We start from the raw sequence: 23799 nt of genomic DNA on the forward strand, positions 1-23799 counted from the left end.
CTCCTTCGTAAAATCAGGGCGCATCTCGACACCATGTATATCCCCAAGTTTTTGAGATTTGCGTCACACGATATGGCCATCGACCTGGGTACGGTGAACACCGTGGTCTATGTGCGCGACAAGGGTATCGTCCTGAACGAACCGTCGGTGGTCGCCATCGAAACCCGCAACGGCGTAAAGCGCGTCAAGGTTGTCGGTAACGATGCCAAGTTGATGATGGGCAAAACCCCCGACGACATTCAGGCGATTCGGCCAATGCGCGATGGCGTGATTGCCGACATCGATGTGGCCGAACAGATGATCAAGTTTTTCATCGACAAGGCATTGGGTGGCCCTGCCACGCTGCCCCGCCGCCACGAAGTCGTCGTTTGCGTGCCGTCGGGATCGACTTCGGTGGAGCGCCGGGCAATCCGTGACGCGGCTTCGAATGCGGGAGCCTCACGCGTGTTCCTGATCGAGGAACCGATGGCTGCGGCGATCGGTGCGGGCTTGCCGGTGACCGAACCTATCGGTGCAATGGTCGTGGATATCGGTGGCGGAACGACCGAGGTCGCGGTGCTGTCGCTGCGTGGGCTCGCCTATAGCAATTCGGTGCGCGTCGGTGGTGACAAGCTCGACGATGCAATCACGTCCTTCATTCGCCGCAAGCACAATCTGATGATCGGCGAGGCGACGGCCGAGCGCATCAAGCACACGATCGGCAGCGCGATGACGCCAGAAGGTCCGGGCACGAGCATGCAAGTGCGTGGGCGCGACCTGATGACGGGGCGGCCGACCGAGATCACCATCACGCAATCGGAAATCGCCGAAGCGATTGCCGAACCGGTCACGCAGATCGTGTGGGCGGTCCGCAAGGCGCTGGAACACACAGCGCCTGAACTCGCCGCCGATATCGTCGATCAGGGCATCGTCCTGACCGGTGGCGGCGCCCTGCTGGGACATATCGACGAGGTTATTGCAGCAGCGACCGGTCTGCCCGTTGTCGTTGCCGAAGATGCCCTGATCTGTGTTGCACGCGGCGCTGGACTCGCGCTGGAAGACCCGGCTTATAAGGGCGTTCTAACACTGGCGTAAATGACCGGTTTGAAGGAGAGAGCCATGCTTACCGTCCACCACCTGAATCAATCGCGTTCGCAGCGGATATTGTGGCTGCTCGAAGAGCTGGGCGCTCCCTATGACATCAAATTTTACAAGCGGGATGCCACGACCAACCTGGCACCGCCCGAACTGAAGGCAATCCACCCGCTGGGCAAATCGCCTGTTATCACCGACGGCGGGGAGACGATCATCGAATCGGGCGCGATCGTCGATTACATCATCCGCAAATATGACGAAGGCCGGTTGCAGCCTGCCGAAAGCAGCGCGGACTATACGTCCTATGTCGAATGGCTGCATTATGCCGAAGGTTCGGCGATGCTGCCCTTGATGCTGAAACTTTACACGGCCCGGCTTGGCGAAGCCGCAGCTGCGCTCCAGCCGCGGATCGACAGTGAGATGGCAAACCACCTTGGCTATATCGATGACGCGCTGAAGGATCGCGAATATCTGCTCGGCGACCTGACCGGGGCCGACATACAGCTCAGTTTTGTCGGTGAGTTCGCATCGGTGTTCGGGCAGCGCGCGAATCATCCGAATATCGACGCCTGGGTAAATCGGTTTCAGGCGCGGCCTGCGTATAAGCGCGCGCTGGAACGCGGCGGACCTTATTCTTTCGCGAATTAAATCAGGCGAGCAGTTCGATGTCCCAGTAAAGCCAGTCGCGCCAGCTCTGATGCAGATAGTTGGGTGGAAAGCTTTTCCCGTGATCCTGCAACTGCCAGCTAGTCGGACGGATGGGTGCGATGTGCAACGGCATCTTGGCTTCTTTCGGCGTGCGGCCCCCTTTTCGCAGGTTGCACGGCGAACAGGCGGTCGCGACGTTTTCCCAGGTCGTCCGCCCACCCTGCGCGCGCGGGATGACATGGTCGAACGTCAGTTCGGTGCCGGTCCCGCAATACTGACACTGGAAACGGTCGCGCAAAAACAGGTTGAATCGCGTGAAGGCGGGATAGGCCGACGGCTTCACATAGGATTTGAGCGCAATGACCGAGGGCAGTTTGATCGAATGCGTGGGCGACCGCACCTCTCGCTGATAATGATCGACGATGTCGACGCGATCGAGGAACACAGCCTTTACCGCAGTCTGCCACGGCCACACACTGAGCGGATAATAGCTTAACGGCGTGTAGTCGGCGTTAAGGACGAGCGCCGGACAACCGTCAGGATGGCGGATAAGATCGGGATGATACATGAGAAACGCCTGTCCCCCTGCCTTCTTTGCCTTGTCGTCCTAATACACCCTTTAAGGCGATTTGAATGACAGCGCCATGACAGCACAGGCAATGACTCGCGGTCAACCGTCGATTTATTCGAGAAGGGCCGATCATCGGCGGTTTGGCATTGGATTTTGCCCTCTGACGGCCTAGATATCATTCATGTCCACATTTCTCGTAATCCTCATCGTGTTGGCCATGGCGGCCACGCTGTTCGCGCTCATCAAGGGGATCGTGACATTCCTGCGAACAACCGAAGCCGATTTGCGGGCCGGTCCCGATGGACCGAGCGTATCGAGCAAACAGCAGAACAAAATGATGTCCGCACGTATCGCGTTTCAGGCGGTCGCAATTTTGCTGGTTGCGTTGCTGTTGCTGATATCCCGCCACTAGGCGGCGACGTTGGTTAAACTCAACAAGATATACACGCGAACGGGCGACGATGGCACGACCGGGCTTGTCGATGGCAGCCGCATTGCAAAAGATGCCTCGCGGATGGCGGCGATCGGCGATGTCGATGAAACCAACAGCTTGATCGGTGTCGCTGCGGCCCATGCAGAGGGCGAAATGCTTGCGCGCCTACGAACGATCCAGAACGACATGTTCGATCTGGGAGCGGATCTTGCAACGCCCGGCGATGATTTCGAGCCGGATGAAATGACGCTGCGAACGCTCGCAGGGCAGGTCACGCGGCTTGAAGACGAGATCGACGCGATGAACGTCGCGCTGACACCTCTGCGCAGTTTCATATTACCCGGCGGGTCGTCATTGGCGGCAACGCTGCACGTTGCGCGGGCGACGGCGCGCCGGGCGGAACGTTCGGCTGTGACGGCCTCGGGTGACGCGGCACTGAACCCACACGCACTCATGTATCTCAACCGCCTGTCTGACTGGCTTTTTGTCGCGGCGCGGGTCGCGAACGCCAATGGTGCCGACGATATTTTATGGGTGCCGGGCGCGTCACGCTGAGTTAGAGGAACCAAACGGAAACGAAATCGCTTTCACTCTTTGGCGTGTCACGCGAGGCTCGCATAACACGGGGCTAGGCTGGCTATGGCGAAGATTTCCCAAGACCTTCTGCACGATTCTGAAATACCGACCGAGGATCTGGCCGCTCTGTTTGCCAGTACTCGTGCGCGAACGCTGGCACTGGCAGACACATTGTCGGATGCCGATGCGACGGTTCAGTCGATGCCTGACGCGTCGCCGGCAAAATGGCACCTTGCGCACACCACATGGTTTCTCGAAACCTTTGTCCTGCGCGATTTCGTTCACGGCTATGCGCCGTTCGACGAATCCTATCATTTCCTGTTCAACAGCTATTATGAGGGCGAGGGAGAGCGTCATCCACGCGCCCGGCGCGGCATGATTACGCGCCCATCGCTCGACGATATCCGCGAATATCGCGAACATGTGGACTATGCGATCGGCACCGTTTTCGACGCGCTGCCCAAGGGGGCGCACGAACTGATTGAACTTGGTTGCCATCACGAGGCTCAGCATCAGGAATTGATGCTGACCGATATGCTTCATCTGTTTGCACAGAATCCCACCGACCCCGCCGTATGGGATCACCCGCGTAACGTACCCGCCCCGATGCCCCAGCCACTCCGCTGGGTCGAGGGGCGACAGGGCACGGCCGAAATCGGCCATGATGCGACAAATTCCAACCAGGGGTTCGCATTCGATTGTGAAGGGCCACGCCATACCGTCTGGCTGCGACGTCACGCGCTGGCGGATCGCCTTATTACAAACAGCGAGTGGCAGGCGTTTATCGAGGATAGCGGATACACGCGCCCCGATCTGTGGCTGTCGGATGGCTGGGCATGGGTGCAGGCGGAAGGCATCGCTGCGCCGCTTTACTGGCGTTCGAGCGATAACGGCTGGCGCGCCTTTGCGCTGGACGGCGTTCACGCGCTCCATCCCGCCGCCCCCGTGGCGCACATCAGCCACTATGAAGCGGATGCCTATGCCCGTTGGGCTGGTGCGCGGTTACCGACCGAAGCCGAGTGGGAAAGCGCGGCACAAAGCTGTGACCCGTGTTTCGGAAACCAGTTGGATACCGCAGGCCCGGTGCGACCGCGCGCCGCGCGCGCCGCAGACGGTTTGCGGCAAATGTTCGGCGATGTCTGGCAATGGACCGGATCGGCTTTCCTGCCTTACCCCGGATTTGCCGCCGCCGAGGGCGCAGTGGGTGAATATAACGGCAAGTTCATGAGCGGGCAGATGGTGTTAAGGGGTGCCAGTTGTGCGACCCCGCGCGGATCATCACGGGTTAGCACGCGCAATTTCTTTCCGCCGAACGCGCGCTGGCAGTTTTCGGGGCTACGGCTGGCCCGAGACCTTTAGATGTTGCGCCACGAAACGCCCGAGATCACGGTGGATGCCGCCTTTCGCAGCGATGTTCTGGCGGGCTTTGCTGCCCGCCCCGCGCCATTCCCGCCCGATGGTTTTACGATCGGGCCGGTTCCGAACTGTTCGAGGCGATCACAGCTTTACCCGAATATTACCCAACGCGTGTCGAAACCGCGCTTTTGGAAAAGCATAGCGGCGATGTTGCGCGAATTGCCGGAGAGGGTCGCGCGGTCGTTGAATTCGGGTCGGGGTCGTCGGTAAAAACGCCGCACCTTCTGCGCGCGGTGTCGCCCGCGGCCTATGTGCCCATCGATATTTCGGGCGATTTCCTGCGCGCATCATCGGCCGAACTGGCAAAGGGGTTTCCGGGACTTTCGGTATTGCCCGTCGAAGCTGATTTCATGAAGCCCTTTGCTCTGCCCGACGCGATTGCCGTCACGCCGAAGCTGGGGTTTTTTCCGGGTTCGACGATCGGCAACATGATCGCGCGGACCAGCGTCGACCTGCTGCGGACGATGCGCGAAACGCTTGGGACCGGCGCAATGTTGTTGATCGGCATGGACCGGGTGAAGGATGAGAACATCCTGACCGCCGCCTATGACGATGCGGCGGGCGTTACGGCGCGGTTCAATCTCAACCTGCTGGTGCGCATCAATCGCGAGCTTGGCGGCACGATCCCGATCGAAGCTTTCCGCCACCGAGCCATCTGGAACGATTATTACGCACGCATTGAAATGCATCTCGAAGCGATCCGCGACGTCGATTTCATGATCGACGGACAGCCATTTGCAATGACCAGCGGCGAAACGATCCACACCGAAAACAGCCATAAATATGGCCCACGCGACGCGCGCGTGTTGTTACGCGCGGGTGGTTGGTCGCCGGTGGCCGAGTGGACCGACAAAAATTGCCAGTTCGCGCTTATCCTTGCCGAGGCCCGGCCTCAACGTAACGCCCCCTAGGTCGCCGGCTTAACGACCTGCACGGGTGCATCGGGCAGTAATTCCATGACATCGAGCTTGGCTTCGGGCGTCGACCCCGGAATCACCATTCGCCAGCGAAAGTCACCGATGTGTTCGACGACCCCAACCTGATTGCTCATTGGGTCGTCGCCATAGGCTGGAAGCGGTCCGTCAGGCTTTGCTGAAACGCTCCCGAGGAAAACCATGCGTGTGTCGCTATCGTCCCATAACCGACCGCCCGGACGATGCGTGCCGGTCCCTTTGGTAAAGGTGAGCAATGGACCTTCGACAGCCACGAAACAGAAGAATGGCTTGAACACCGCCCATGCCTTGGTGCGGTTTTCTTCTGTCAGCCCAAGCCGGACAACACGGCAGTGATAGACACCCGGCGGAGGTGCCGGACGTGGCAATGCAGCTTTCGGATCGAGCAACGCGCCCTCGGCCGCGATCGCTTTCGCGCCGCCATGTGCGCGAACGTCGGCAAGTGCCGCATCCCAGCTTGATCCGATCTTGCCGATACGCGCCGCATCGACGTCGCTCACGATCAACTGCCAATCGTTGGCACGTGGGGCGTCGTCAGATGGCACCACGGCGACCGTCCCTGGAGACTGCACGGTCGCCTTACATCCCGCCAGACTCAGCAGAGTGAGCGCTGACAAAACTGTCAAAGTGCGGAACATAACGCCGATTTCCTTGCCACCACGCTTACTCTGCGTCGCGCTTGAATCATTAACGAAGTATGAAATTAAAAAGTTACCAATTGGTTAACAACTGACTGTTCCCGACCTGACTCCAAAGGAGGCGACTGTCGGGCTTTTACCGAGGCATAGGCAAGCTGTTGTTTTTTCGTAGAAAAAATCTAAGCGCCATTCATAATAATTTATTCACCCCTTCAGGATAGCTTCGTTTCGACGCCGATTGGGTGGGGGATTTAAAATGAAGACAGCACTTTATACGCCGATCATTGAAGACGACCGCCGCATCGACCGGTCGGAGATGGCGATTGCCGCTGGACTGCGTACAGCACGCGGACGCCGCATTGCGATCACCGTGCGCAATATATCGACCAATGGTTTCATGGCAGAGGGCGGCGGCACGATGGTTCCGGGAATTCCGGTCACTCTCGATCTGAACGGGGTCGTACTGGAAGCGCGAATCGTCTGGAAACGCGCAGGCCATATCGGCGGCGCCTTCCTCAGCCCGATTGCCGGCGAAGTTCTAAGCGCGATTGGCGGTTAAAATATACCGCCGCCGAGCAGCAGGCGACCGACACCGACCAGAATGACAATGATATTGAGATTACGGCCCGATCGGTGTGACGAAAACACGCCGAAAACGAGGCCGACCACCGCGATCGGGATTACGAGCCAATAGGCCCAGCCGAGAAATGGCAGGAAGGCCGGGATGGCAAGCAATAGCGCCACGAGGCCGATCAGGATCGATATTACGTTGAACATAATGAGAGATTGGGTGCAGCGAGCCTTGCTGACAAGCCCTGACGGTGCAATTTGTTCTCGTTCGAAGAAATTCATTGCCTATCCTGAAGTTCAGGATCGCAGTCTGCCACGCCGTCCATTCGTTGCGCTGCCGGACGACGCGCGCATCCACCTGATGAGTAACTGCGGGCGCTAAGGGTGGCGGAAATGTGTCTGGCGCGCTAGGCGCATCACCATGCCCCCTCTCGCACTCTCGATGCCCCCACTTGTTCTCACGATGGCGGGCGGCGCTATCGGCGCTGGTGTTCGCTATATCGCGAGCACAGGTGCTCTGCGCGCCTTTGGCATTCAGTTTCCGTGGGGAACCCTCGGCATCAACATCATCGGCGGCTTTTTCATGGGCGTGCTGGTCGCCACCCTGTCGCGGTTCGGTGACAATGGAGAGCCCTGGCGGCTTTTCTTAGGCGTCGGCGTGCTGGGTGGCTTTACGACTTTCTCTGCCTTCAGCCTTGAGACATGGGCTATGATCGAACGTGGTCAGGCAATTCCTGCAATCGGCTATATCGCCGCCAGCGTCATCGGCTCAGTCGCCGCGCTCGCGCTGGGCCTCACATTGGTACGCACATTATGAGCAACGACGTCCGCCAGTTTACCGTCGCATCCGACGACGATGGCATCCGCCTCGATCGCTGGTTCAAGCGGCATTTGCCCGATTCGAGCTTCAATCTGGTTTCGCGCTGGGCGCGGACGGGGCAGTTGCGCGTCGATGGGGCACGGGCAACACCGGGTGATCGGGTTCAGACCGGGCAGGTTATCCGCGTCCCACCCGCCGACGCCGCGATTGCAAAGACCGCGTCCGAACGGCCAACGCGCAAGGTCAGCACACTGACCGAAGACGAGATCGAATTCGCGCAGAGCCTTGTGATCTACAAGGACGATGCCGCCATCGTCATCAACAAGCCGCCGGGCCTTGCGACGCAGGGTGGGACGGGCACGACCGAGCATATCGACAAGCTGCTCGATGCGCTGAACTATGAGTTGAAAGGCCGTCCAAAGCTGGTCCACCGGCTCGACAAAGACACAAGCGGCGCGCTGCTGGTGGCGCGCACGCCAAAAGCCGCCGCCCATTTTGCGACTTCGTTTTCCAGCCGCACCGCGCGCAAGGTTTACTGGGCAATCGTCGTCGGCGTTCCCGAAGTCCACGACGGCATGATCGAGCTGCCGATTGCCAAGCAGCCCGGATCGGGCGGCGAGAAGATGCACGTGGACGAAAAGGAGGGCAGCCCCGCCCGCACCCGCTATCGCGTGATCGAACGCGCCGGAAACGCGGCGGCATGGGTTGAATTGCAGCCCTATACCGGGCGGACGCACCAGTTGCGCGTCCATATGGCGGCAATCGGCCATCCGATCGTCGGCGACGGCAAATATGGCGGCAAGGCGAGCTTCCTGACCGGCACCGTCAGCCGCAAGATGCACCTCCACGCGCGGCGCATCCGGGTGGATCATCCGATCGATGGCCAAATCGACGTAACCGCCGAACTGCCGCCGCATTTCGCCGAAACGATCGACGATCTGGGCTTTGACATGGAACTGGCCGACGTGCTGGTGCTGGATGAAGTCAAATTCTCGCAGACTCCCGAGGGCAAGCGCCGCGCGGCGCTCAACAAGGCGAAGTCGGCGCGCAAGGAACGCAAGGGCGAGCGACGGTCACGCGGTCAGGAAAGAAAGGGAGCACGCTGAGTGCATCCCGACCCCCGGTTCAGGATAAATGACGAAGCCGTAATGCGCGCCGTCGTACTGCGTGAAGGCATGGTGCATCTGTTCGCTGCCACGCCTGCGGGACCGATGGTTGCCCATGTTCCTGTGACGATGACCGATGAAGGGCATTTTCGGTTTCACTTGGCGCGGAGCAATCGGATTGCACCGCATCTGAACGGTGCGCGCGTGCTTGCGAGCGTGATGGGGCCGCATGGTTATATCAGCCCGGACTGGTATGCGGATGGCCGAAATCAGGTTCCGACGTGGAATTATATCACGGTAGAGATCGACGGAACGGTGGTCGAACTCGACCGCGATGCGCTGATCGAGCAAATCGAAACGCTGGCCGATCATTACGAAGCAAAGCTCGCGCCCAAACCCGCATGGACGATAGCGGCAGTCGATCCGGTCCTGCGCGACAAAATGCTGGATGCGCTTTGTGTATTCGAGCTGGGGGTTGAAGCCATTCGTGGAACAGCCAAACTGAACCAAAACAAGAGCGACGCCGATCGGGCGGGCGTGCGGGCTGGCCTGAACGCACAGAATAACCCGGCGTTGGCCGCCATGATGGTGTCATCATGAACCGCCTTGCGCTGTTCGACTGCGACGGCACGCTCGTTGATAGCCAGCACACCATTTGCACCGCAATGGACGATGCCTTCGTTGCTTCGCGCCTCGACCCGCCGGGTCGTGCGGCGACATTGCGCATCGTGGGCTTGAGCATTTTCGAAGCGATGCAGGCGCTTTTGCCCGAAGCCGACGATGCGCTCCACAGACAATTGGCACAGGATTACAAGGCGGCGTTTCACCGAATGCGCGGCAACGGGCTGGTCGATGAACCGCTCTATGACGGAATCGCTGAGACGATCGAGGCGCTGGACGCGGCCGGATGGATGCTAGGCGTGGCAACAGGGAAATCGGATCGCGGACTTGCGCTGTGTCTCGCACATCATGGCCTGTCAGCGAAATTCGTAACGCTCCAGACCGCCAACCGCCACCCATCGAAACCGCATCCTGCAATGATCGACGCTGCCATGGCGCAAGCGGGCGCGTCGCCCGAGACGACCGTGATGATCGGCGATACCAGTTTCGACATGGCAATGGCGGTGGCGGCCGGAACGCGCGCGCTCGGCGTGGCATGGGGTTATCACCCCACAGAGGAATTGCGGGCGGCAGGCGCGGACACCATCGCCATGCATCCACGCGACATATTGACCGAACTGGAACCCGCATGACCGATCCAACCCCCGACCCCGCACGTGCACGGTTCTTTATTCTGGGGCTGGTTCGCCTCAGCGGAGTCGTGCTCGCGTTTCTGGGTATTTCCATAATGGCGAAACACTGGATCGAGCCGGCAGATATTATCGGCGGCGCGTTTATCGTGATGGGAGCCATCGAGGTTCTGGTTGTGCCGCGAATCCTTGCCCGGCAATGGCGATCGCCCACTCCATGAAGCGTTTCTGGAAAGACGTGACGGTCCAGGACCGGGGAATTCGGCTCGACGGTAAACCGGTGCGGACGCCGGGCCGATTGCCGCTGATCCTGCCGAACGACGCGCTGGCGCAGGCCGTCGCCGACGAATGGCGCTCGGTCGAAAGCGAGATCAAACCACATGAAATGCCGCTGACCGGCCTGTCCAATGCGGCGATCGAGCGAATCGCCCCCGATACGGCAACCTATGCAGCGGGCCTTGCAGTTTATGGCGAAACCGACCTGCTCTGCTATCGCGCAGATGCGCCGCCGCCTTTGGTCGAGCGGCAGGAGGCAGTCTGGAACCCGCTGCTCGACTGGGCGCGCCAACGCTATGATATCGCGTTTACCGTGACGACGGGGGTCATTCACACGCCCCAACCACCGGAAACCGTCGCCCGCCTTTCCACAGCGGTCGCCGCGCACGATGCGTTCGAACTTGCGGCGCTATCGCCGATTGTCACGATCGGCGGGTCTCTGGTCATTGCACTGATGATTGCCGACAACGCGATCGACCCCGATGCTGCGTTCGACGCCTGCCATCTCGACGAACTGTGGCAGGCCGAATTATGGGGCGAAGAATGGATGGCCGCCGACACACGCGCAGCCCATCGCGCCGATTTCGTCGTGGGCGCTAAGCTGTTGGCGCTGCTTCGCGCGGCATAAACCAGCGGATCATGACATAGGCACCGACCGAAAACGCGAGGAAGTCGGTCACCGCCAGATAAATCCACCAGTCCCACGGCAGATATTCGTTGAACACGGGCATCGCGATGAGGAAATACAGAACCGTCGCGGTTGCAAAAAGCAGCATCACTTTAAAGCGTGCGGCAAAATCCCGCACGCTGGAAAGCGCCATGCCCACCAGCAACATCATGACGATCGACAGGATCAGCCCTGACCCAAGCGCCGTTACACTCATCGGGGGAAAGCCGCCGGTATTGAAATGGACGAGCGCAACCGGACCATTGCCGAGCATCACCGTACCCGCAGCCGTATCGGGTGATGGAATAAAATAGGTTCCAGTCCCGGTGGGAGCCAGCGTCCGCCTAAGCGCCGCTTGCAAATCCGCAGTTGGGGCATCCCCCACCGCTTTGAATGCCAGCATACCGAGCGGAGTTGCCCATGCAATGGCACCGATAATGAACTGAATCAGCCCTGCAACAACGGCACCGACAAGAATACGGATCATCCAGCCCCTCCTATTTTCTCAGGAGACTACGCCTCTTCAAGAAGTCGTCAAGAAGGCCGCGTCATGCTCCGAATAAAGCCGATCAGAGTTGTCTGGCGGCTGCGTTTCAGACGTTCGGCGGCCAATATCGTCTTTACCTCGATAAAGCAGCGTTCGACGTCATCATTGACCAGCACATAGTCGTAACCGTCCCAGTGGCCGATTTCCGAAGCCGCACGCGCCATGCGGGCGTCAATGACTTCGGGTGCGTCGGTTGCCCGCACGATCAGACGGCGGTGAAGTTCGTCCATCGAGGGGGGCAGAACAAATACGCGGACGACGTCGCCGCCCGCCTGCTGGTAAAGCTGCTGTGCGCCCTGCCAGTCTATGTCGAACAACACGTCGCGCCCGTCGGACAAGATGTCATCGACCGGTTTGTGCGGTGTCCCGTAACGATGATCGAAAACATGCGCCCATTCGAGGAAGTCACCGTTCGAAACCATCTCACGGAACCGCTCGAGATCGACAAAATGGTAATCGACGCCATCGACTTCGCCGGGGCGAATCGGGCGTGTCGTTGCCGATACCGACATTTCCAGCCCATCGTCAGCCGCGAGAAGTTTTCGCGCTATCGTCGACTTTCCCGCACCAGAGGGGGACGAAAGGACGAAAAGCAGGCCGCGGCGGGCGAGCGGAAATGTGACGGGCATGGGCGCTCCTTCCCCAAAGCGCGGGGAAGGTCAACGCCCAGCTTTAAGTTTTCAGGCGTCGGTTGATGCGTTCGCCGTTCGCTTCATGATCGATTTGGCAACAACAACGCCGCCGATCAACAGGGCCAGCGGACCCAGCCTGCGAGCCGCGCCAACGGCCAACGCTCCGATTGCAGCACCTTTTACCCCGCTATCGCCATCGCTCCTGTCGATCTTGCTGCCGAGAATTGCGCCGAGAATCTTGCCGATCATTTGTGAGAACCTTCGTTGTTGCCGATCATGGTCTCAGGACGCACGAGCCGATCAAAGGTTGCGGCATCGACGAGGCTCAGGGCCAGTGCGGCCTCTCGCAATGTCAGGTTTTCGTGATGAGCGTGCTTGGCGATCTTTGCGGCATTATCATAACCAATCTCGGGTGCGAGTGCCGTCACGAGCATCAATGACCGGTCCACCAGTTCAGCGATCCGGTCGCGATTCGGTTCGAGCCCGTCGACGCAGCGCGCCGCAAAACTGTCCATTCCGATCGCCAACAGGTCGATCGAACGCAGCAGGTTCGCACCGATCATCGGTTTGAACACGTTGAGTTCGAGATGCCCCTGCATTCCGCCAACCGTGATCGCAAGATGATTGCCTATCACCTGAGCCGCCACCATCGTCAGCATCTCGCACTGAGTCGGGTTGACCTTGCCCGGCATGATCGAACTGCCTGGTTCATTTTCCGGCAGATTGAGTTCGCCGATTCCCGCGCGCGGCCCAGAACCGAGCAGCCGAATGTCGTTGGCAATTTTGGTCAGCGCAACGGCCAACGTGTTCAGAGTTCCCGACAGGTGAACGATCGGATCGTTTGATGCCAGCGCTTCGAAGCTGTTTTCCGCCGGCAGAAACGGCAGGCCGGTCAGATCGGCAATCGTCGCCGCCATTTCACCGGCAAATCCATGTGGCGCATTCAGGCCGGTGCCAACTGCCGTGCCCCCCTGCGCGAGTCGGCACATTCCGTTTATGATCGCCGGTTCGATGCGCATGTGGCAGCGATAAATCTGGTTGGCGTACCCTGAAAATTCCTGCCCCAAAGTCAGCGGAGTCGCATCCTGCAAATGGGTTCGGCCGATCTTTACAATGTTCCCCCATGCCTTTGACTTAGCCCCGAGCGCGCCGCGTAATCGCTCGAGCGCCGGATAGAGTTTGTGCGTAACCGAAGCCGCCGCCGCGACGTGAAGCGCAGTGGGGAAACTGTCGTTCGACGACTGGCTCATATTGACATGGTCGTTGGGATGGACCGGGGTTTTGCCGCCGCGAACTCCCGACAGCGCCTCGTTCGCGATCCCGGCTACAACTTCGTTCACGTTCATGTTCGACTGAGTGCCCGAACCTGTCTGCCAGATAACCAGCGGAAACTGATCGTCATGCTCGCCTGTTGCAACCGCAGCCGCAGCCGATTCGATCGCATCAGCCAGCTTTGCATCCAGCCCGTGCGCACGGTTCACGCGAGCCGCCGCCTGTTTCACGATGGCAAGTGCGTGGACGATTTCGATCGGCATCGCCTCACGCGCGCCGAACGGAAAATTCTCGATACTGCGTTGTGTCTGCGCGCCCCAATAGGCCGTGGCGGGGACTTCGATAGGGCCGAAGCTGTCGGTTTCGGTGCGGGTGTTGCTCATATGGAAAGGCTCGTCATGCTGAAGCGAATTCAGGGTAGCTGCCTGTGGGGACGGTCACTTCTTCCGCTTGAAGTCCACCGACACGACATTCGATCCATCCTCGACGGGTTCGAACGGGGCATCGTTACCGGCGGCATCATGTTCGGCCGGCCCTTCGCCATCGCCCGCGACCTGAAACTGCAGTGCGAAATTGACTGCCGGATCGACAAAGCCGGTGATCGACGAAAACGGCACGAACAACCGCGCGGGAATTGCATTGAAACTCAGACCCACCTCAAACGCGGCATCATGAACTTTCAGGTCCCAGAATTTATTCTGGAGCACGATCGTCATTTCATCGGGGAAACGCGCGATCAGGTGCGAAGGAATATCGACTCCCGGAGCGCCAGTCTTGAATGTGATGTAAAAATGATGCTCGCCGGGCAGCATCCCCTCATGCTGAATGCTTCCCAGCACACGGCCCACGACGGCGCGCAACGCCTCCTGGACGATTTCATCATAGGGAATCAGGCTGTCGGGCAGAGTGTCGGTCATATGCTGCCTAGGTGAACGCGTGACGCGAAAGGGTCAAGATGCGTTGCACAGCGACGCTCAGCGGTTATAGGCACTCGCCATGCGCACAGGCTCGGTTCATCGCAAGACCAGTGAAACTTCCATCGACGTTGAGTTGAACCTCGACGGCACTGGGATTTACGACGTCTCCACCGGAATTGGTTTTCTGGATCACATGATGGAGCAGCTATCGCGCCATTCATTGATCGACCTGAACCTGAAAGCGGTCGGCGATCTGCATATCGATCAGCACCACACGACCGAGGATAGCGGCATCGCGATTGGTGAGGCGTTCTCGCAGGCGATGGGCGACAAAAAGGGCATCACGCGATTCGGCACCGCTTATGCGCCGATGGACGAGACGCTGACCCGCGTTGCGCTCGATATTTCAGGGCGGCCGTTTTTCGTCTGGAAAGTGAAGCTCGACAGCCCGCGCCTCGGTGAATGGGATACCGAACTGATCGAACACTGGTTCCATTCGTTTTCGCAGAGTGCAGGCCTGACCCTGCACGTCGAAAACCTATACGGGTCAAATAACCACCATATCGTCGAAAGCTGCTTCAAGGGATTGGCGCGGGCGTTGCGGCAGGCGGTCGAGATCGACCCGCGCAAGGCAGACAGCATTCCTTCGACTAAGGGGACGCTGGGCGGATGAAGTCGGTTGCGCTGATCGATTATGGCGCGGGTAATCTTCATTCGGTCGCCAATGCTTTGAAGGCGGTTGGCGCGGACGTTCTTGTCACCGCCGATCCCAAAGATGTTCTGGCCGCGACGCGCATTGTCTTGCCAGGCGTCGGAGCATTTGCGCATTGCATGAGCGCATTGTCCGCAATCCCCGGCATGATCGACGCGCTGGGCGACGCGGTTTTGCGGAATGAAACGCCGTTCCTCGGGATATGCGTCGGGATGCAATTGATGGCTGGCGAGGGTCGCGAACATGGCGTGACTCCCGGCCTTGGCTGGATCGCCGGGAGCGTGGGGCCGGTTGCGCCAGCTCCCGATTTGAAGATTCCGCACATGGGCTGGAACGATGTCGATGTATCCGGGCTGCATCCCGTCCTGCAAGGCGGGGAGGCGTATTTTCTGCACGGCTATGCTTTTACGGCCGATGACCCGGAACAGGTTCTGGCGCTGACTGATCATGGCGGACCGATTGTTGCTGCGATCGGTCGCGACAATATGTTGGGGGTGCAATTTCACCCAGAGAAGAGTCAGGCTTACGGTCTGGCGACGCTGGCGCGTTTTATGGAGTGGCGGCCTTGAGCCTTATCGTATTTCCCGCAATCGACCTGAAGGGTGGGCAAGTCGTCCGTCTGGCTGAAGGTGATATGGATCGCGCAACCGTTTACGGTGACGATCCGGTCGCGCAGGCAATGATCTTTGCCAATCAGGGCGCGGGTTATCTTCATGTGGTCGATCTCGATGGCGCATTTGCCGGGCATGGCGTCAACGCCGACGCGGTAGCGCGGATAGTCGCGGCATTTCCGGGCCATGTTCAGGTCGGTGGCGGCATTCGGACGATGGCTTCTATCGAGGCATGGTTCGCGGCGGGTGTATCGCGGGTGATTATCGGAACCGCCGCGCTGACCAACCCGCAACTGGTGCGCGATGCGGCAAAGGCATTTCCGGGCGGCGTCGTCGTCGGAGTCGATGCGCGCGACGGATTTATCGCGACGCAGGGTTGGGCCGATGTTTCCGATGTCGAGGTGATCGATATGGCGCGGCGGTTTGAGGATGCGGGGGTCGCGGCGTTGCTGTTCACCGATGTTGGGCGCGACGGGATGTTGAAGGGGTGCAACGTTCAGGCGACGGTCGATCTGGCGCGGGCGACCAACATTCCGGTTATCGCGAGCGGCGGTGTCGCGGGGATCGCGGATATCCGGATGCTGGCGATCCACGCGAAGGATGGCATCGAGGGCGTTATCACCGGGCGGGCTCTTTATGACGGGCGGCTCGACCTGAAGGTGGCGCTCGAACTGGCTGCGCTTTGAGCGTTCGGGTCCGCGTTATCCCCTGCCTCGACGTCGCCAATGGGCGGGTCGTGAAGGGCGTGAACTTTGTCGATCTGCGGGATGCTGGCGATCCGGTCGAGGTTGCGCGCGCCTATGACGCGGCGGGGGCGGACGAGCTTTGCTTTCTGGATATCGGAGCGAGCCATGAAGGGCGCGACACGATCATCGATGTCGTGCGCCGGACCGCCGAAGTTTGCTTCATGCCGCTGACCGTCGGCGGCGGAGTGCGGAGTGCGGACGATGCGCGGGCGTTGCTGCTGGCGGGGGCGGACAAAGTAGCGGTCAATTCTGCGGCGGTCGCGCGGCCTGAACTGGTGGCCGATATCGCCGAGCGGTTTGGGAGCCAGTGCGTTGTCGCGTCGGTCGATGCCCGGCGGGTCGGTGACGGCTGGGAAGTCTTCACGCATGGCGGGCGCAAGGCAACGGGGCTGAATGCTATCGAGCACGCGATCAGGCTGGCCGAACTGGGCGCGGGTGAATTGCTGGTGACTTCGATGGACCGCGACGGGACGCGCGATGGTTATGACCTGGAACTGACCCGGACGATTGCCGATGCCGTCGCGGTTCCGGTGATTGCCAGCGGTGGCGTCGGGTCGGTGGATCATTTGGTGCAAGGGGTGTCGAGAGGCCACGCGAGTGCGGTTCTTGCCGCGTCGATATTTCATTTCGGCGACGTAACGATTGCCGAGGCGCGCCGTGCGCTGGGAAATGCCGGGTTTCCGGTTCGGCACTGTCCCGAAACGGCATAGCTTCGCAGATGCAGCAACTGGCGACTCGGGGCGATTCGTGACATGAGCTTTCCATGCTCCGCGCGGTTTCCTTTCTGACAATATTTTGCGTCGCCAGCCCCGCTTTGGCGTTTGGCAGCGTTGAGATCCCCGAACCGGGCGAATTCGGCCTGTTCGCGCTGGGTGTCGTCGGCTTGATAATCGGCCGTCACGTCAGTCGCCGTCCCTAGCAGGCTTGACGTCGGCACCAGTCCGCCGCTTAACAACCCCGTGACCGACACACTGACACTATTATCCCGCACCATCGCCGCGCGCCGCGATGCCGATCCGGCGACGTCCTATGTGGCGAAACTTCACGCCGGTGGCCCACCGCTGATCGCACGCAAGCTGGGTGAGGAAGCTGTCGAAACGGTCGTTGCCGCCCTGACCGGCGATGCGAAGGATCTGACCGGGGAAGCCGCCGACCTGATCTTTCACCTGCTCGTTTTGCTCGATGCCAGGGGCGTCGCGTTTGCCGACGTCACGGCCGAGCTGGACCGGCGCGAAGGCATGTCGGGAATTGCCGAAAAAGCTGCACGAAAGACCTGAGTATGCCCGTCGACGCCACCCTGCCCTATGACGACCAGAACATTTTCGCGAAAATCCTGCGCGGCGAGATTCCTTCGAAAACGGTCTTCGAAAATGAATTCGCACTGGCGTTCAACGACATAGCGCCACAGGCTCCGACACACATATTGGTGATCCCAAAGGGAGCCTATGTGTCGTGGGACGATTTTTCCGCCCGCGCGCCCGACGCCGAAATCCTGGGGTTCGTTCGGGCCGTCGGAGAAGTCGCGCGAGCCGCCGGTCTGGTGACTTCGGGATATCGACTGCTGGCGAACACCGGGCTGGATTCACATCAGGAAGTTCCCCACCTTCATGTCCATATTTTTGCGGGCCAACCGCTTGGGCCGATGCTCATTCGTTAGCGAAAAGCATGGTCCACGCTAAACGCTTGCCTACACGCGATTACTGGCTAGGCTCCCGGCCAATAACAAGATTTATGGGGGCTCCCGCATGATTTTCGACCGCGTCAAATCTCTCGACGCCATTCTCGCTACGGCCGAGAAAAAGGGGCTGCACCGATCATTGGGTGCATTCCAGCTTACGATGCTTGGCATCGGTGCCGTCATCGGAACGGGTATTTTCGTTTTGACATCGGAGGCCGCGCAAAAGGCGGGGCCGGGGATGTTGTTGAGCTTCATCGTGGCGGGTTTCGTCTGCGGCGTCGCGGCACTTTGCTATTCCGAACTCGCCTCGATGGTGCCGGTTTCGGGGTCGGCATATACCTACACATACGCAGTCACCGGCGAACTGCTGGCGTGGATGGTCGGCTGGGCGCTGATCCTCGAATATGCGGTCGGCGCGAGCGCGGTTGCGGTTGGCTGGTCGAACCACGCGGTAGGGCTGTTACGCGGGCTGGGATGGAATTTCCCCGCCGTGTTAAGCAATGGCGACGCCCTGATGGCAAAGGTGTCACTGGCTTTCGGAGCAGAGGCAACGCCCGATCTCATCACCGCGACGCAGGTCGGCGGTTATTTCAACTTGCCAGCCGTTATCATCTCGATCCTCGTCACCGGCCTTCTGATCCTTGGCACGACTGAGAGCGCGCGCGTCAATGCGGTGTTGGTCGCGATCAAGATAGCGGCGCTGACAGCATTTATCGCCCTCACCATTCCCGTTCTGAAATCGGAGAATTTCACGCCGTTCCTGCCAACGGGCGGCACCGGCGTATTGGGCGCGGCGGCTTCAATCTTCTTTGCTTATGTCGGTTTCGATGCGGTTTCGACCGCTGCCGAAGAAACCAAGAACCCACAACGCAACGTGCCGATCGGCCTGATCGCCAGCCTTGGCGTGTGCACATTATTCTATCTGCTGGTTGCAAGCGGTGCCATTGGGGCGATTGGCGCGCAACCCGTCATGGATGCAAGCGGAGCGGTTCTTGCACCGGGTTCCGCCGAAATGGCCGGACGTTGCGCGGCGATTACCGCAAGTGGGATTCTCGAACCGCTGGTCTGTTCGAAGGAAGCACTCGTCCATGTCCTCGACAGCATCGGCTGGCCGGTGATGGGTCGTCTCGTCGGCCTCGCCGCCGTGTTAGCACTGCCTTCGGTCGTGTTAATGATGATGTTCGGTCAAACCCGTGTGTTCTTTGTGATGGCCCGCGATGGTTTGCTTCCCGCAAAGCTCGCCAGCGTCCACCGGAAGTTCAAGACGCCGCATGTCGTGACGGCGGTAACGGGCGTGGTCGTGACGATTGCCGCCGCCGTCCTGCCGGTCGGAAGGCTTGCCGATTACTCGAACTCAGGAACGTTGTTCGCATTCCTGATGGTCGCGATTGCAGTGCTGGTCCTTCGTCGGAAAGACCCGACGCGCAAACGTCCGTTCCGCGTTCCCGCAGTCGGCATCATCGCCCCTCTGGCGATTATCGGCTGCGTCGGATTGTATGTGTCGCTGCCGCTGCTCGCGATTCTGGTTCTGCCGGTCTGGGGCGGGATCGGGCTGATCGTGTATTTCATGTATAGCCGCAAACGCAGCCATGTCGGGTTGGGGCTGGATGATGTCCATGAGGACGATAGCGATATTCCACCCATGCCGGGGGCTGCTCCGCCGGTTTATTGAGGCGGCGGCGGCCCGTTCCGATGGTGTGTCGGGGGCGTTCGAAGGAGATGTCGAACGACCCCTTGCCCAGAATGCGTCATTCATCCGGCTAGGTTGGCATTCTGACAATAGACAGTGGGTTTCGACCGCTGGGGGACTTTCAGCCCACCGGGCGCGACAATGCCATCGTAGGGTTGGGCGCGAAAAGCCGCCTGCCGATTCGGTCCGGTACGAAGCGCGCGAGCCCGATCATGGTGATCATGCGGCCCAACGGCGTCGCTGGCGAAGGATAGTGCGCCACCACAACGGCATTTGCCGGGCGCTCCGCCTCCATCGAGAAATAAAGCGCGCCAACCTGCGGATTGCCTACGGTGATCCCGGTCAGCCCGTTCCAGCCGATCGGCAGCGATGCTCGGTGCAAGATTTCGGCATTCGTTACGATCGGTTGGCCACGATAATCCCGCCCGGCTTGCACAAGGGCTTCGGCAGGCCAGCGCGGAAACGCATTCTCGGCGCTCAACATCAACAGGTTGGCTCCGAGCGCGACGATGAGAATCATCGCACGCGGGGTCGCGCGCATCCGATCCAGCCAGATCGCCACCGCGATCGAGGCGGCAATTGCCGGGAGCACGAAGTAACGAGGATTGAGCACCAGCTTGGTATAAAGTCCGCCAACCAGCAGAAAGGCTGACAGTGCAAGCATGAAGAGGATATGCATCCGGGCGCGGCCCGCAGCATCGAGGCTGTTATGGAAACGCATCGCCACCGCCGCACCCGCCAGCCAAAACAGCAACGCGAAATCATTATTGACCAGCAGCACCAGCAGCGGATCGATCGCTGGATGGACGAGAAAATTGCCTTCGAGATTGGCCGCGCGATCGATGTGGCTGTCGTGATGGAAGGCGAGCGTCCAGCGATTGAGCGGATCACCCGTCAGCAGGAATTGAAACAGAGCCTCGCCAGCGAGCAAAGCAGCGCAGGCCAGCCCCATAAGGATCAGGGAACGGCGCGACACAGGGCGGCCGATCAGAAACAACGGCACAAAACCCAATAGCGCGAGCGATGTCGTCTCCCGGCACAGGATCGCCGTGCCGAACGAAAGGCCGGCAACGATAGGCAGCCACTGTTTATCCCTATCTATCGCGGCATCGCCGATTAATCGGATGCCGAGGACCAGGAATATGGCCTCGGTGAGATCGCACGACACGGTTGTCGCATTGGTGATCACCACAGGCATCGTGCCGACTAGCATCGCCGCCAGCCACCCGGCGCGCACACCACCGATCCGTGTAGCCAGGCTGTGGATAGCGAGCAGGAACATGGCGTACCACAGCAAAGCCGTCATATACATCGCGAGCGCGCCATCGCCGATCACGCCGATCATGGCGGCGAGCGTTAACACCAGCGGGAAGCGCGTCGCCCAGTGGTCATGACCGGGAAAGGGCGCGCGATACAGCCATTCGAGCGCGGCGGCATGATAGGCCGCATCGTCCGACGCCGAATAACCAACCCAGCCAATCGTGAGCGCGACAAGCGCGACAATGAGCAGAAGTGCGGGCCACAATAGCCGTGGCGATACAGGAAACCGCGTCGGCGCAATCCGAGATTCTTGGTCGATCATGCTTGCCGCTCTATGCGGACTGCCGTTAACAAAACGTGGGCCGAACCTCCAAGGACCGTAGCAGCCCGTTTTTCGAGAGCGCTCCTGACGTCTGCTACGGGATAGGCGCCGCCCAAAAGCGGACTGTCGCTTTTCCACCAAGATCGGACGAAGCCAATGTCAGCAACTCGACGCAGCGGGTTTCCCCGCGAACCGATCACCCAGCCAGTTCACCGTCTCGGGCGCCGATCGTTTTGCGACCGACACATGATCGCCCCCTTCGATAGAGATGAACCGCACATTGGCCCGCCGAGCGCAAAGTTTATCGACGAGCGCACGCGTGACTGCCGGTGCGACGATAACGTCAGCGGAACCCTGAACCACGAGCAGCGGCATCGTGAAGCCAGTCGGGGTTACCGAATTCTGCTGCATTAACGCTCCCGAGCGGGGCGATTCCGCGAGGTTCACATTGCGCAACTGACGCGCCAGCCGCAGCATCCCGATCTTCGTGCGAAGCGCAAAACCGTCGAGCGACACGCAGTTCCGGGCGATGGCTGTGATGAGCTTGGCAGTCGCGGGTTTGACGGCGGTCGTCAGCGGCACGTCGTAAACACGCGACCAGCTTTCGGCGGCGTAGGATGTCAGGAAAGCGCGCACGGCGGCGTTGGTGCCGCCGGTCAAATTGGCCTTTAGATCGGTCGGAGGCGCAGCAGCGGCCACACCGACCAGAGTCAGTTCAGGCGCATAGCGGGCGGCGAGTTTGCCCGCCCACAGCACGGAAAAGCCGCCCAGCGATTCACCCCATAGCGCGTAACGCGATGATGCCTTCGCACCCGGAAGCGCGCGGGCCGCCCGAACCGAATCGAGAACAGTATGCGCGCTTGCGGTGCCGACCAGAAACGGGTGCGGGCCGGTGTTACCCAGCCCCTGATAATCGGGCGCGGCGACGACATAGCCAGCCGCCAGCAAGCTGTTCAGCCCCGCGATCTGACCGAACAGCCCCGGTTTGTCGGAAAGCCCGCAATTTTCCGCAATACCCGATGCACCATGCGCCCAGACGACGACCGGACGTCCGCCTGCCGGCGCCGGACCGGCGGGTACGACCATGGCGCCACTGACGACGATCGGGCGGCCATCCTTGTCGGTCGATCGGTAATGAATGCGATAAGCTGTGGCACCGTCGGGCGCGCCGGCGATCCGGGTCGATGAGACTATTTCACCGACCGCAGAAGCCGCTGTCGGCAGGCTAACGGCCCCGATTGCCAACACGCAAAGGGCGCGGCGGATTGCTGGAGGAAACAAGGATGCCATGGCACTTCTCCACTGAACAGCAGTGGAACACCAGTAACGCAGTCACATTCGACGAGCAAACTACACCCCATCCCATAGTGTGGGACGGGGTGCGCGCGGGATTAGCCCAGTCGTTTTGCGACGAGAGCTTTCAGATCGCCCTCTGGACGCGGACCGTAATGCGAGATGACTTCGGCTGCGCAGACTGCACCCATAATCAAACTGTCCTCGAGCGAACGGCCTTGTGCCTGTCCGCTGAGGAAGCCTGACGCGAAGAGATCGCCTGCGCCGGTGGTGTCTACGACCTGAGCAATGGGTTCGGCGGCGATGCGGGCGTGCTGGCCGCCGCAATGCGCTTCGGCTCCGTTGGCACCGTGGGTGACGATGAGGGTGGGAACCTTTGCCGACAGGGCGGTGACGGCGCTGGCGACATCGGCCGTGCCCATCAACGCGTGAACTTCGCCATCATTGGCAAACAGGATGTCGATATCCCCTGCGTCGATCATCTTGCGGAAATCGGCACCGTGGCGGTCGATCACAAAGGCGTCGGACAGAGTGAAGGCGACTTTGCGGCCGTTGGCCTTTGCCGTGTCGATCGCGGCGCGCATGGCGGCGCGGGGCTCTTCAGGGTCCCAGAGATAGCCTTCGAGATACAGGATTGCCGAGTCTGCGATCAGATCATGGTCGATGGCGGCGGCAGGCAGGAATTGCGATGCACCGAGGAAGGTGTTCATCGTGCGCTGGCCGTCGGCGGTAACGAGGATGAGGCAGCGGGCCGTGGGTGGCTGTTGCCCGCGCTTTGCAGTGTCGAAACGGACACCAAGCGCGCGGATGTCATGGGCGAACACTTCACCAAGCTGGTCGTCGGCGACTTGTCCGATGAACGCACATTTCTGACCGAGCGCGGCGAGCCCGGCGATGGTGTTGCCAGCCGATCCGCCGGAAACTTCGCGGCCCGGAGCCATGCGGCTGTAGAGTTCGGTGGCGCGATCGGCGTCGATCAGCTGCATCGATCCGCGCGTCAGGTTTTCGGACGCGATGAAAGCCTCATCCGCGCTTGCGATCACATCGACGATCGCATTGCCGATCGCCACAACATCGTATTTCGCCGTCATAAATGCCTTTGGTATGCGAGCTTGGGTTTT

Annotated in this window: 31 protein-coding genes and 1 pseudogene; 21 read left to right on the forward strand and 11 right to left on the reverse strand. The window is 60.4% G+C overall.

All coding sequences use genetic code 11. From position 1 onward, the window contains the following. The first annotated feature begins 33 nt into the window (after positions 1-33). Both D3Y57_RS10620 and D3Y57_RS10625 read left to right on the forward strand, forming a co-directional pair. Positions 34-1074 (forward strand): rod shape-determining protein, encoded by a 1041-nt coding sequence (locus D3Y57_RS10620; RefSeq protein ID WP_121152955.1) that lies wholly within the window; start codon positions 34-36, stop codon positions 1072-1074. A gap of 24 nt (positions 1075-1098) precedes the next feature. Further along, complete coding sequence (locus D3Y57_RS10625; RefSeq protein ID WP_121152956.1) at positions 1099-1722, forward strand: glutathione S-transferase family protein; 624 nt, start codon at positions 1099-1101, stop codon at positions 1720-1722. Between the two features lies 1 nt (position 1723). Here the strand turns inward: D3Y57_RS10625 and D3Y57_RS10630 are convergent, their stop codons facing one another. Further along, the gene (locus D3Y57_RS10630; RefSeq protein ID WP_121152957.1) at positions 1724-2290 is read right to left on the reverse strand and encodes an HNH endonuclease; all 567 of its coding nucleotides are present in this window, start codon (positions 2288-2290) and stop codon (positions 1724-1726) included. Positions 2291-2474: 184 nt separating this feature from the next. Between D3Y57_RS10630 and D3Y57_RS10635 the strand changes: the two genes are divergently transcribed. The 4 genes and pseudogenes from D3Y57_RS10635 (at position 2475) to egtD (ending at position 5629) form a co-directional block, all read left to right on the forward strand. Next, entirely contained in the window at positions 2475-2705 is a 231-nt protein-coding gene (locus tag D3Y57_RS10635) for a twin transmembrane helix small protein (RefSeq protein WP_121152958.1), read from the forward strand. A gap of 9 nt (positions 2706-2714) precedes the next feature. Next, positions 2715-3281 carry a cob(I)yrinic acid a,c-diamide adenosyltransferase gene (locus D3Y57_RS10640; RefSeq protein ID WP_121152959.1) on the forward strand — a complete coding sequence of 189 codons (567 nt, stop codon included), beginning with the start codon at positions 2715-2717 and terminating at the stop codon, positions 3279-3281. Between the two features lie 84 nt (positions 3282-3365). Next, entirely contained in the window at positions 3366-4661 is a 1296-nt protein-coding gene (egtB, locus tag D3Y57_RS10645; RefSeq protein ID WP_121152960.1) for an ergothioneine biosynthesis protein EgtB, read from the forward strand. Beyond that, positions 4662-5629 (forward strand): annotated as a pseudogene (gene egtD, locus D3Y57_RS10650) (L-histidine N(alpha)-methyltransferase). Here the strand turns inward: egtD and D3Y57_RS10655 are convergent. Continuing rightward, on the reverse strand, positions 5626-6309 hold the full coding sequence (locus D3Y57_RS10655) for a DUF4893 domain-containing protein (RefSeq protein ID WP_121152961.1): 684 nt from the start codon (positions 6307-6309) through the stop codon (positions 5626-5628). The pseudogene egtD and the gene D3Y57_RS10655 overlap by 4 nt on opposite strands. A 256-nt stretch (positions 6310-6565) precedes the next feature. Between D3Y57_RS10655 and D3Y57_RS10660 the strand changes: the two genes are divergently transcribed. After that, positions 6566-6868 carry a PilZ domain-containing protein gene (locus D3Y57_RS10660; RefSeq protein ID WP_121152962.1) on the forward strand — a complete coding sequence of 101 codons (303 nt, stop codon included), beginning with the start codon at positions 6566-6568 and terminating at the stop codon, positions 6866-6868. Here the strand turns inward: D3Y57_RS10660 and D3Y57_RS10665 are convergent. Continuing rightward, entirely contained in the window at positions 6865-7161 is a 297-nt protein-coding gene (locus tag D3Y57_RS10665) for a hypothetical protein (protein WP_347400426.1), read from the reverse strand. The genes D3Y57_RS10660 and D3Y57_RS10665 overlap by 4 nt on opposite strands. Positions 7162-7321: 160 nt before the next feature. Between D3Y57_RS10665 and crcB the strand changes: the two genes are divergently transcribed. From crcB to D3Y57_RS10695, 6 genes are read left to right on the forward strand one after another with little or no spacing between them, the layout of a single operon-like run. Next, complete coding sequence (gene crcB, locus D3Y57_RS10670; RefSeq protein ID WP_121152964.1) at positions 7322-7696, forward strand: fluoride efflux transporter CrcB; 375 nt, start codon at positions 7322-7324, stop codon at positions 7694-7696. Next, the gene (locus D3Y57_RS10675) at positions 7693-8805 is read left to right on the forward strand and encodes an RluA family pseudouridine synthase (RefSeq protein ID WP_121152965.1); all 1113 of its coding nucleotides are present in this window, start codon (positions 7693-7695) and stop codon (positions 8803-8805) included. The genes crcB and D3Y57_RS10675 overlap by 4 nt, the downstream gene beginning before the upstream one ends. Further along, positions 8806-9405 carry an FMN-binding negative transcriptional regulator gene (locus tag D3Y57_RS10680; protein ID WP_121152966.1) on the forward strand — a complete coding sequence of 200 codons (600 nt, stop codon included), beginning with the start codon at positions 8806-8808 and terminating at the stop codon, positions 9403-9405. Further along, positions 9402-10058 carry an HAD-IA family hydrolase gene (locus D3Y57_RS10685; protein ID WP_121152967.1) on the forward strand — a complete coding sequence of 219 codons (657 nt, stop codon included), beginning with the start codon at positions 9402-9404 and terminating at the stop codon, positions 10056-10058. The genes D3Y57_RS10680 and D3Y57_RS10685 overlap by 4 nt, the downstream gene beginning before the upstream one ends. Then, positions 10055-10276, forward strand: a complete 222-nt coding sequence (locus tag D3Y57_RS10690) for a hypothetical protein (RefSeq protein WP_121152968.1) — start codon at positions 10055-10057, stop codon at positions 10274-10276. Before D3Y57_RS10685 ends, D3Y57_RS10690 begins: the two co-directional genes overlap by 4 nt. Further along, positions 10273-10959 carry an ATP12 family chaperone protein gene (locus tag D3Y57_RS10695; protein ID WP_121152969.1) on the forward strand — a complete coding sequence of 229 codons (687 nt, stop codon included), beginning with the start codon at positions 10273-10275 and terminating at the stop codon, positions 10957-10959. The genes D3Y57_RS10690 and D3Y57_RS10695 overlap by 4 nt, the downstream gene beginning before the upstream one ends. Here the strand turns inward: D3Y57_RS10695 and D3Y57_RS10700 are convergent. From D3Y57_RS10700 to D3Y57_RS10720, 5 genes are read right to left on the reverse strand one after another with little or no spacing between them, the layout of a single operon-like run. After that, on the reverse strand, positions 10928-11485 hold the full coding sequence (locus D3Y57_RS10700) for a hypothetical protein (RefSeq protein ID WP_121152970.1): 558 nt from the start codon (positions 11483-11485) through the stop codon (positions 10928-10930). The genes D3Y57_RS10695 and D3Y57_RS10700 overlap by 32 nt on opposite strands. Before the next feature lie 47 nt (positions 11486-11532). After that, positions 11533-12174 carry a guanylate kinase gene (gmk, locus tag D3Y57_RS10705; RefSeq protein WP_121152971.1) on the reverse strand — a complete coding sequence of 214 codons (642 nt, stop codon included), beginning with the start codon at positions 12172-12174 and terminating at the stop codon, positions 11533-11535. Positions 12175-12225: 51 nt separating this feature from the next. Further along, positions 12226-12426, reverse strand: coding sequence for a hypothetical protein (locus D3Y57_RS10710; RefSeq protein ID WP_121152972.1), 201 nt, complete (start codon positions 12424-12426; stop codon positions 12226-12228). Continuing rightward, positions 12423-13832 carry a class II fumarate hydratase gene (fumC, locus tag D3Y57_RS10715; protein ID WP_121152973.1) on the reverse strand — a complete coding sequence of 470 codons (1410 nt, stop codon included), beginning with the start codon at positions 13830-13832 and terminating at the stop codon, positions 12423-12425. Before fumC ends, D3Y57_RS10710 begins: the two co-directional genes overlap by 4 nt. A 54-nt stretch (positions 13833-13886) precedes the next feature. Next, positions 13887-14366: an SspB family protein gene (locus D3Y57_RS10720; protein WP_121152974.1), complete on the reverse strand. Its 480-nt coding sequence runs from the start codon at positions 14364-14366 to the stop codon at positions 13887-13889. 79 nt (positions 14367-14445) lie between these two features. Between D3Y57_RS10720 and hisB the strand changes: the two genes are divergently transcribed. The 8 genes from hisB to D3Y57_RS10755 all read left to right on the forward strand — a co-directional run bounded on the left by hisB (position 14446) and on the right by D3Y57_RS10755 (position 19785). Further along, positions 14446-15039: an imidazoleglycerol-phosphate dehydratase HisB gene (gene hisB, locus D3Y57_RS10725; RefSeq protein ID WP_121152975.1), complete on the forward strand. Its 594-nt coding sequence runs from the start codon at positions 14446-14448 to the stop codon at positions 15037-15039. After that, entirely contained in the window at positions 15036-15647 is a 612-nt protein-coding gene (hisH, locus tag D3Y57_RS10730; RefSeq protein WP_121152976.1) for an imidazole glycerol phosphate synthase subunit HisH, read from the forward strand. The genes hisB and hisH overlap by 4 nt, the downstream gene beginning before the upstream one ends. Continuing rightward, positions 15644-16375: a 1-(5-phosphoribosyl)-5-[(5-phosphoribosylamino)methylideneamino]imidazole-4-carboxamide isomerase gene (gene hisA, locus D3Y57_RS10735; protein WP_121155769.1), complete on the forward strand. Its 732-nt coding sequence runs from the start codon at positions 15644-15646 to the stop codon at positions 16373-16375. The genes hisH and hisA overlap by 4 nt, the downstream gene beginning before the upstream one ends. Continuing rightward, positions 16372-17145, forward strand: a complete 774-nt coding sequence (gene hisF, locus D3Y57_RS10740; RefSeq protein ID WP_121152977.1) for an imidazole glycerol phosphate synthase subunit HisF — start codon at positions 16372-16374, stop codon at positions 17143-17145. The genes hisA and hisF overlap by 4 nt, the downstream gene beginning before the upstream one ends. A gap of 53 nt (positions 17146-17198) precedes the next feature. Beyond that, complete coding sequence (locus D3Y57_RS20195) at positions 17199-17354, forward strand: hypothetical protein (RefSeq protein ID WP_162987081.1); 156 nt, start codon at positions 17199-17201, stop codon at positions 17352-17354. 40 nt (positions 17355-17394) lie between these two features. Further along, entirely contained in the window at positions 17395-17712 is a 318-nt protein-coding gene (locus tag D3Y57_RS10745) for a phosphoribosyl-ATP diphosphatase (RefSeq protein ID WP_121152978.1), read from the forward strand. Between the two features lie 2 nt (positions 17713-17714). Then, positions 17715-18092, forward strand: a complete 378-nt coding sequence (locus D3Y57_RS10750; protein ID WP_121152979.1) for a histidine triad nucleotide-binding protein — start codon at positions 17715-17717, stop codon at positions 18090-18092. A gap of 88 nt (positions 18093-18180) precedes the next feature. After that, positions 18181-19785, forward strand: a complete 1605-nt coding sequence (locus D3Y57_RS10755) for an amino acid permease (protein ID WP_121152980.1) — start codon at positions 18181-18183, stop codon at positions 19783-19785. 139 nt (positions 19786-19924) lie between these two features. Here D3Y57_RS10755 and D3Y57_RS10760 read toward each other — a convergent pair whose 3' ends face one another. The 3 genes from D3Y57_RS10760 to D3Y57_RS10770 all read right to left on the reverse strand — a co-directional run bounded on the left by D3Y57_RS10760 (position 19925) and on the right by D3Y57_RS10770 (position 23769). Continuing rightward, entirely contained in the window at positions 19925-21385 is a 1461-nt protein-coding gene (locus D3Y57_RS10760; RefSeq protein WP_121152981.1) for a glycosyltransferase family 39 protein, read from the reverse strand. Positions 21386-21544: 159 nt separating this feature from the next. Further along, a complete protein-coding gene (locus tag D3Y57_RS10765) occupies positions 21545-22675 on the reverse strand; it encodes an alpha/beta fold hydrolase (RefSeq protein WP_121152982.1) in 1131 nt (376 codons plus the stop codon). Positions 22676-22776: 101 nt separating this feature from the next. Then, positions 22777-23769: an adenosine kinase gene (locus D3Y57_RS10770; protein ID WP_121152983.1), complete on the reverse strand. Its 993-nt coding sequence runs from the start codon at positions 23767-23769 to the stop codon at positions 22777-22779. Between the last annotated feature and the right edge of the window lie 30 nt (positions 23770-23799).

This window comes from Sphingomonas paeninsulae, from assembly GCF_003660165.1.
Taxonomy (GTDB): Bacteria; Pseudomonadota; Alphaproteobacteria; order Sphingomonadales; family Sphingomonadaceae; genus Sphingomonas_O; species Sphingomonas_O paeninsulae.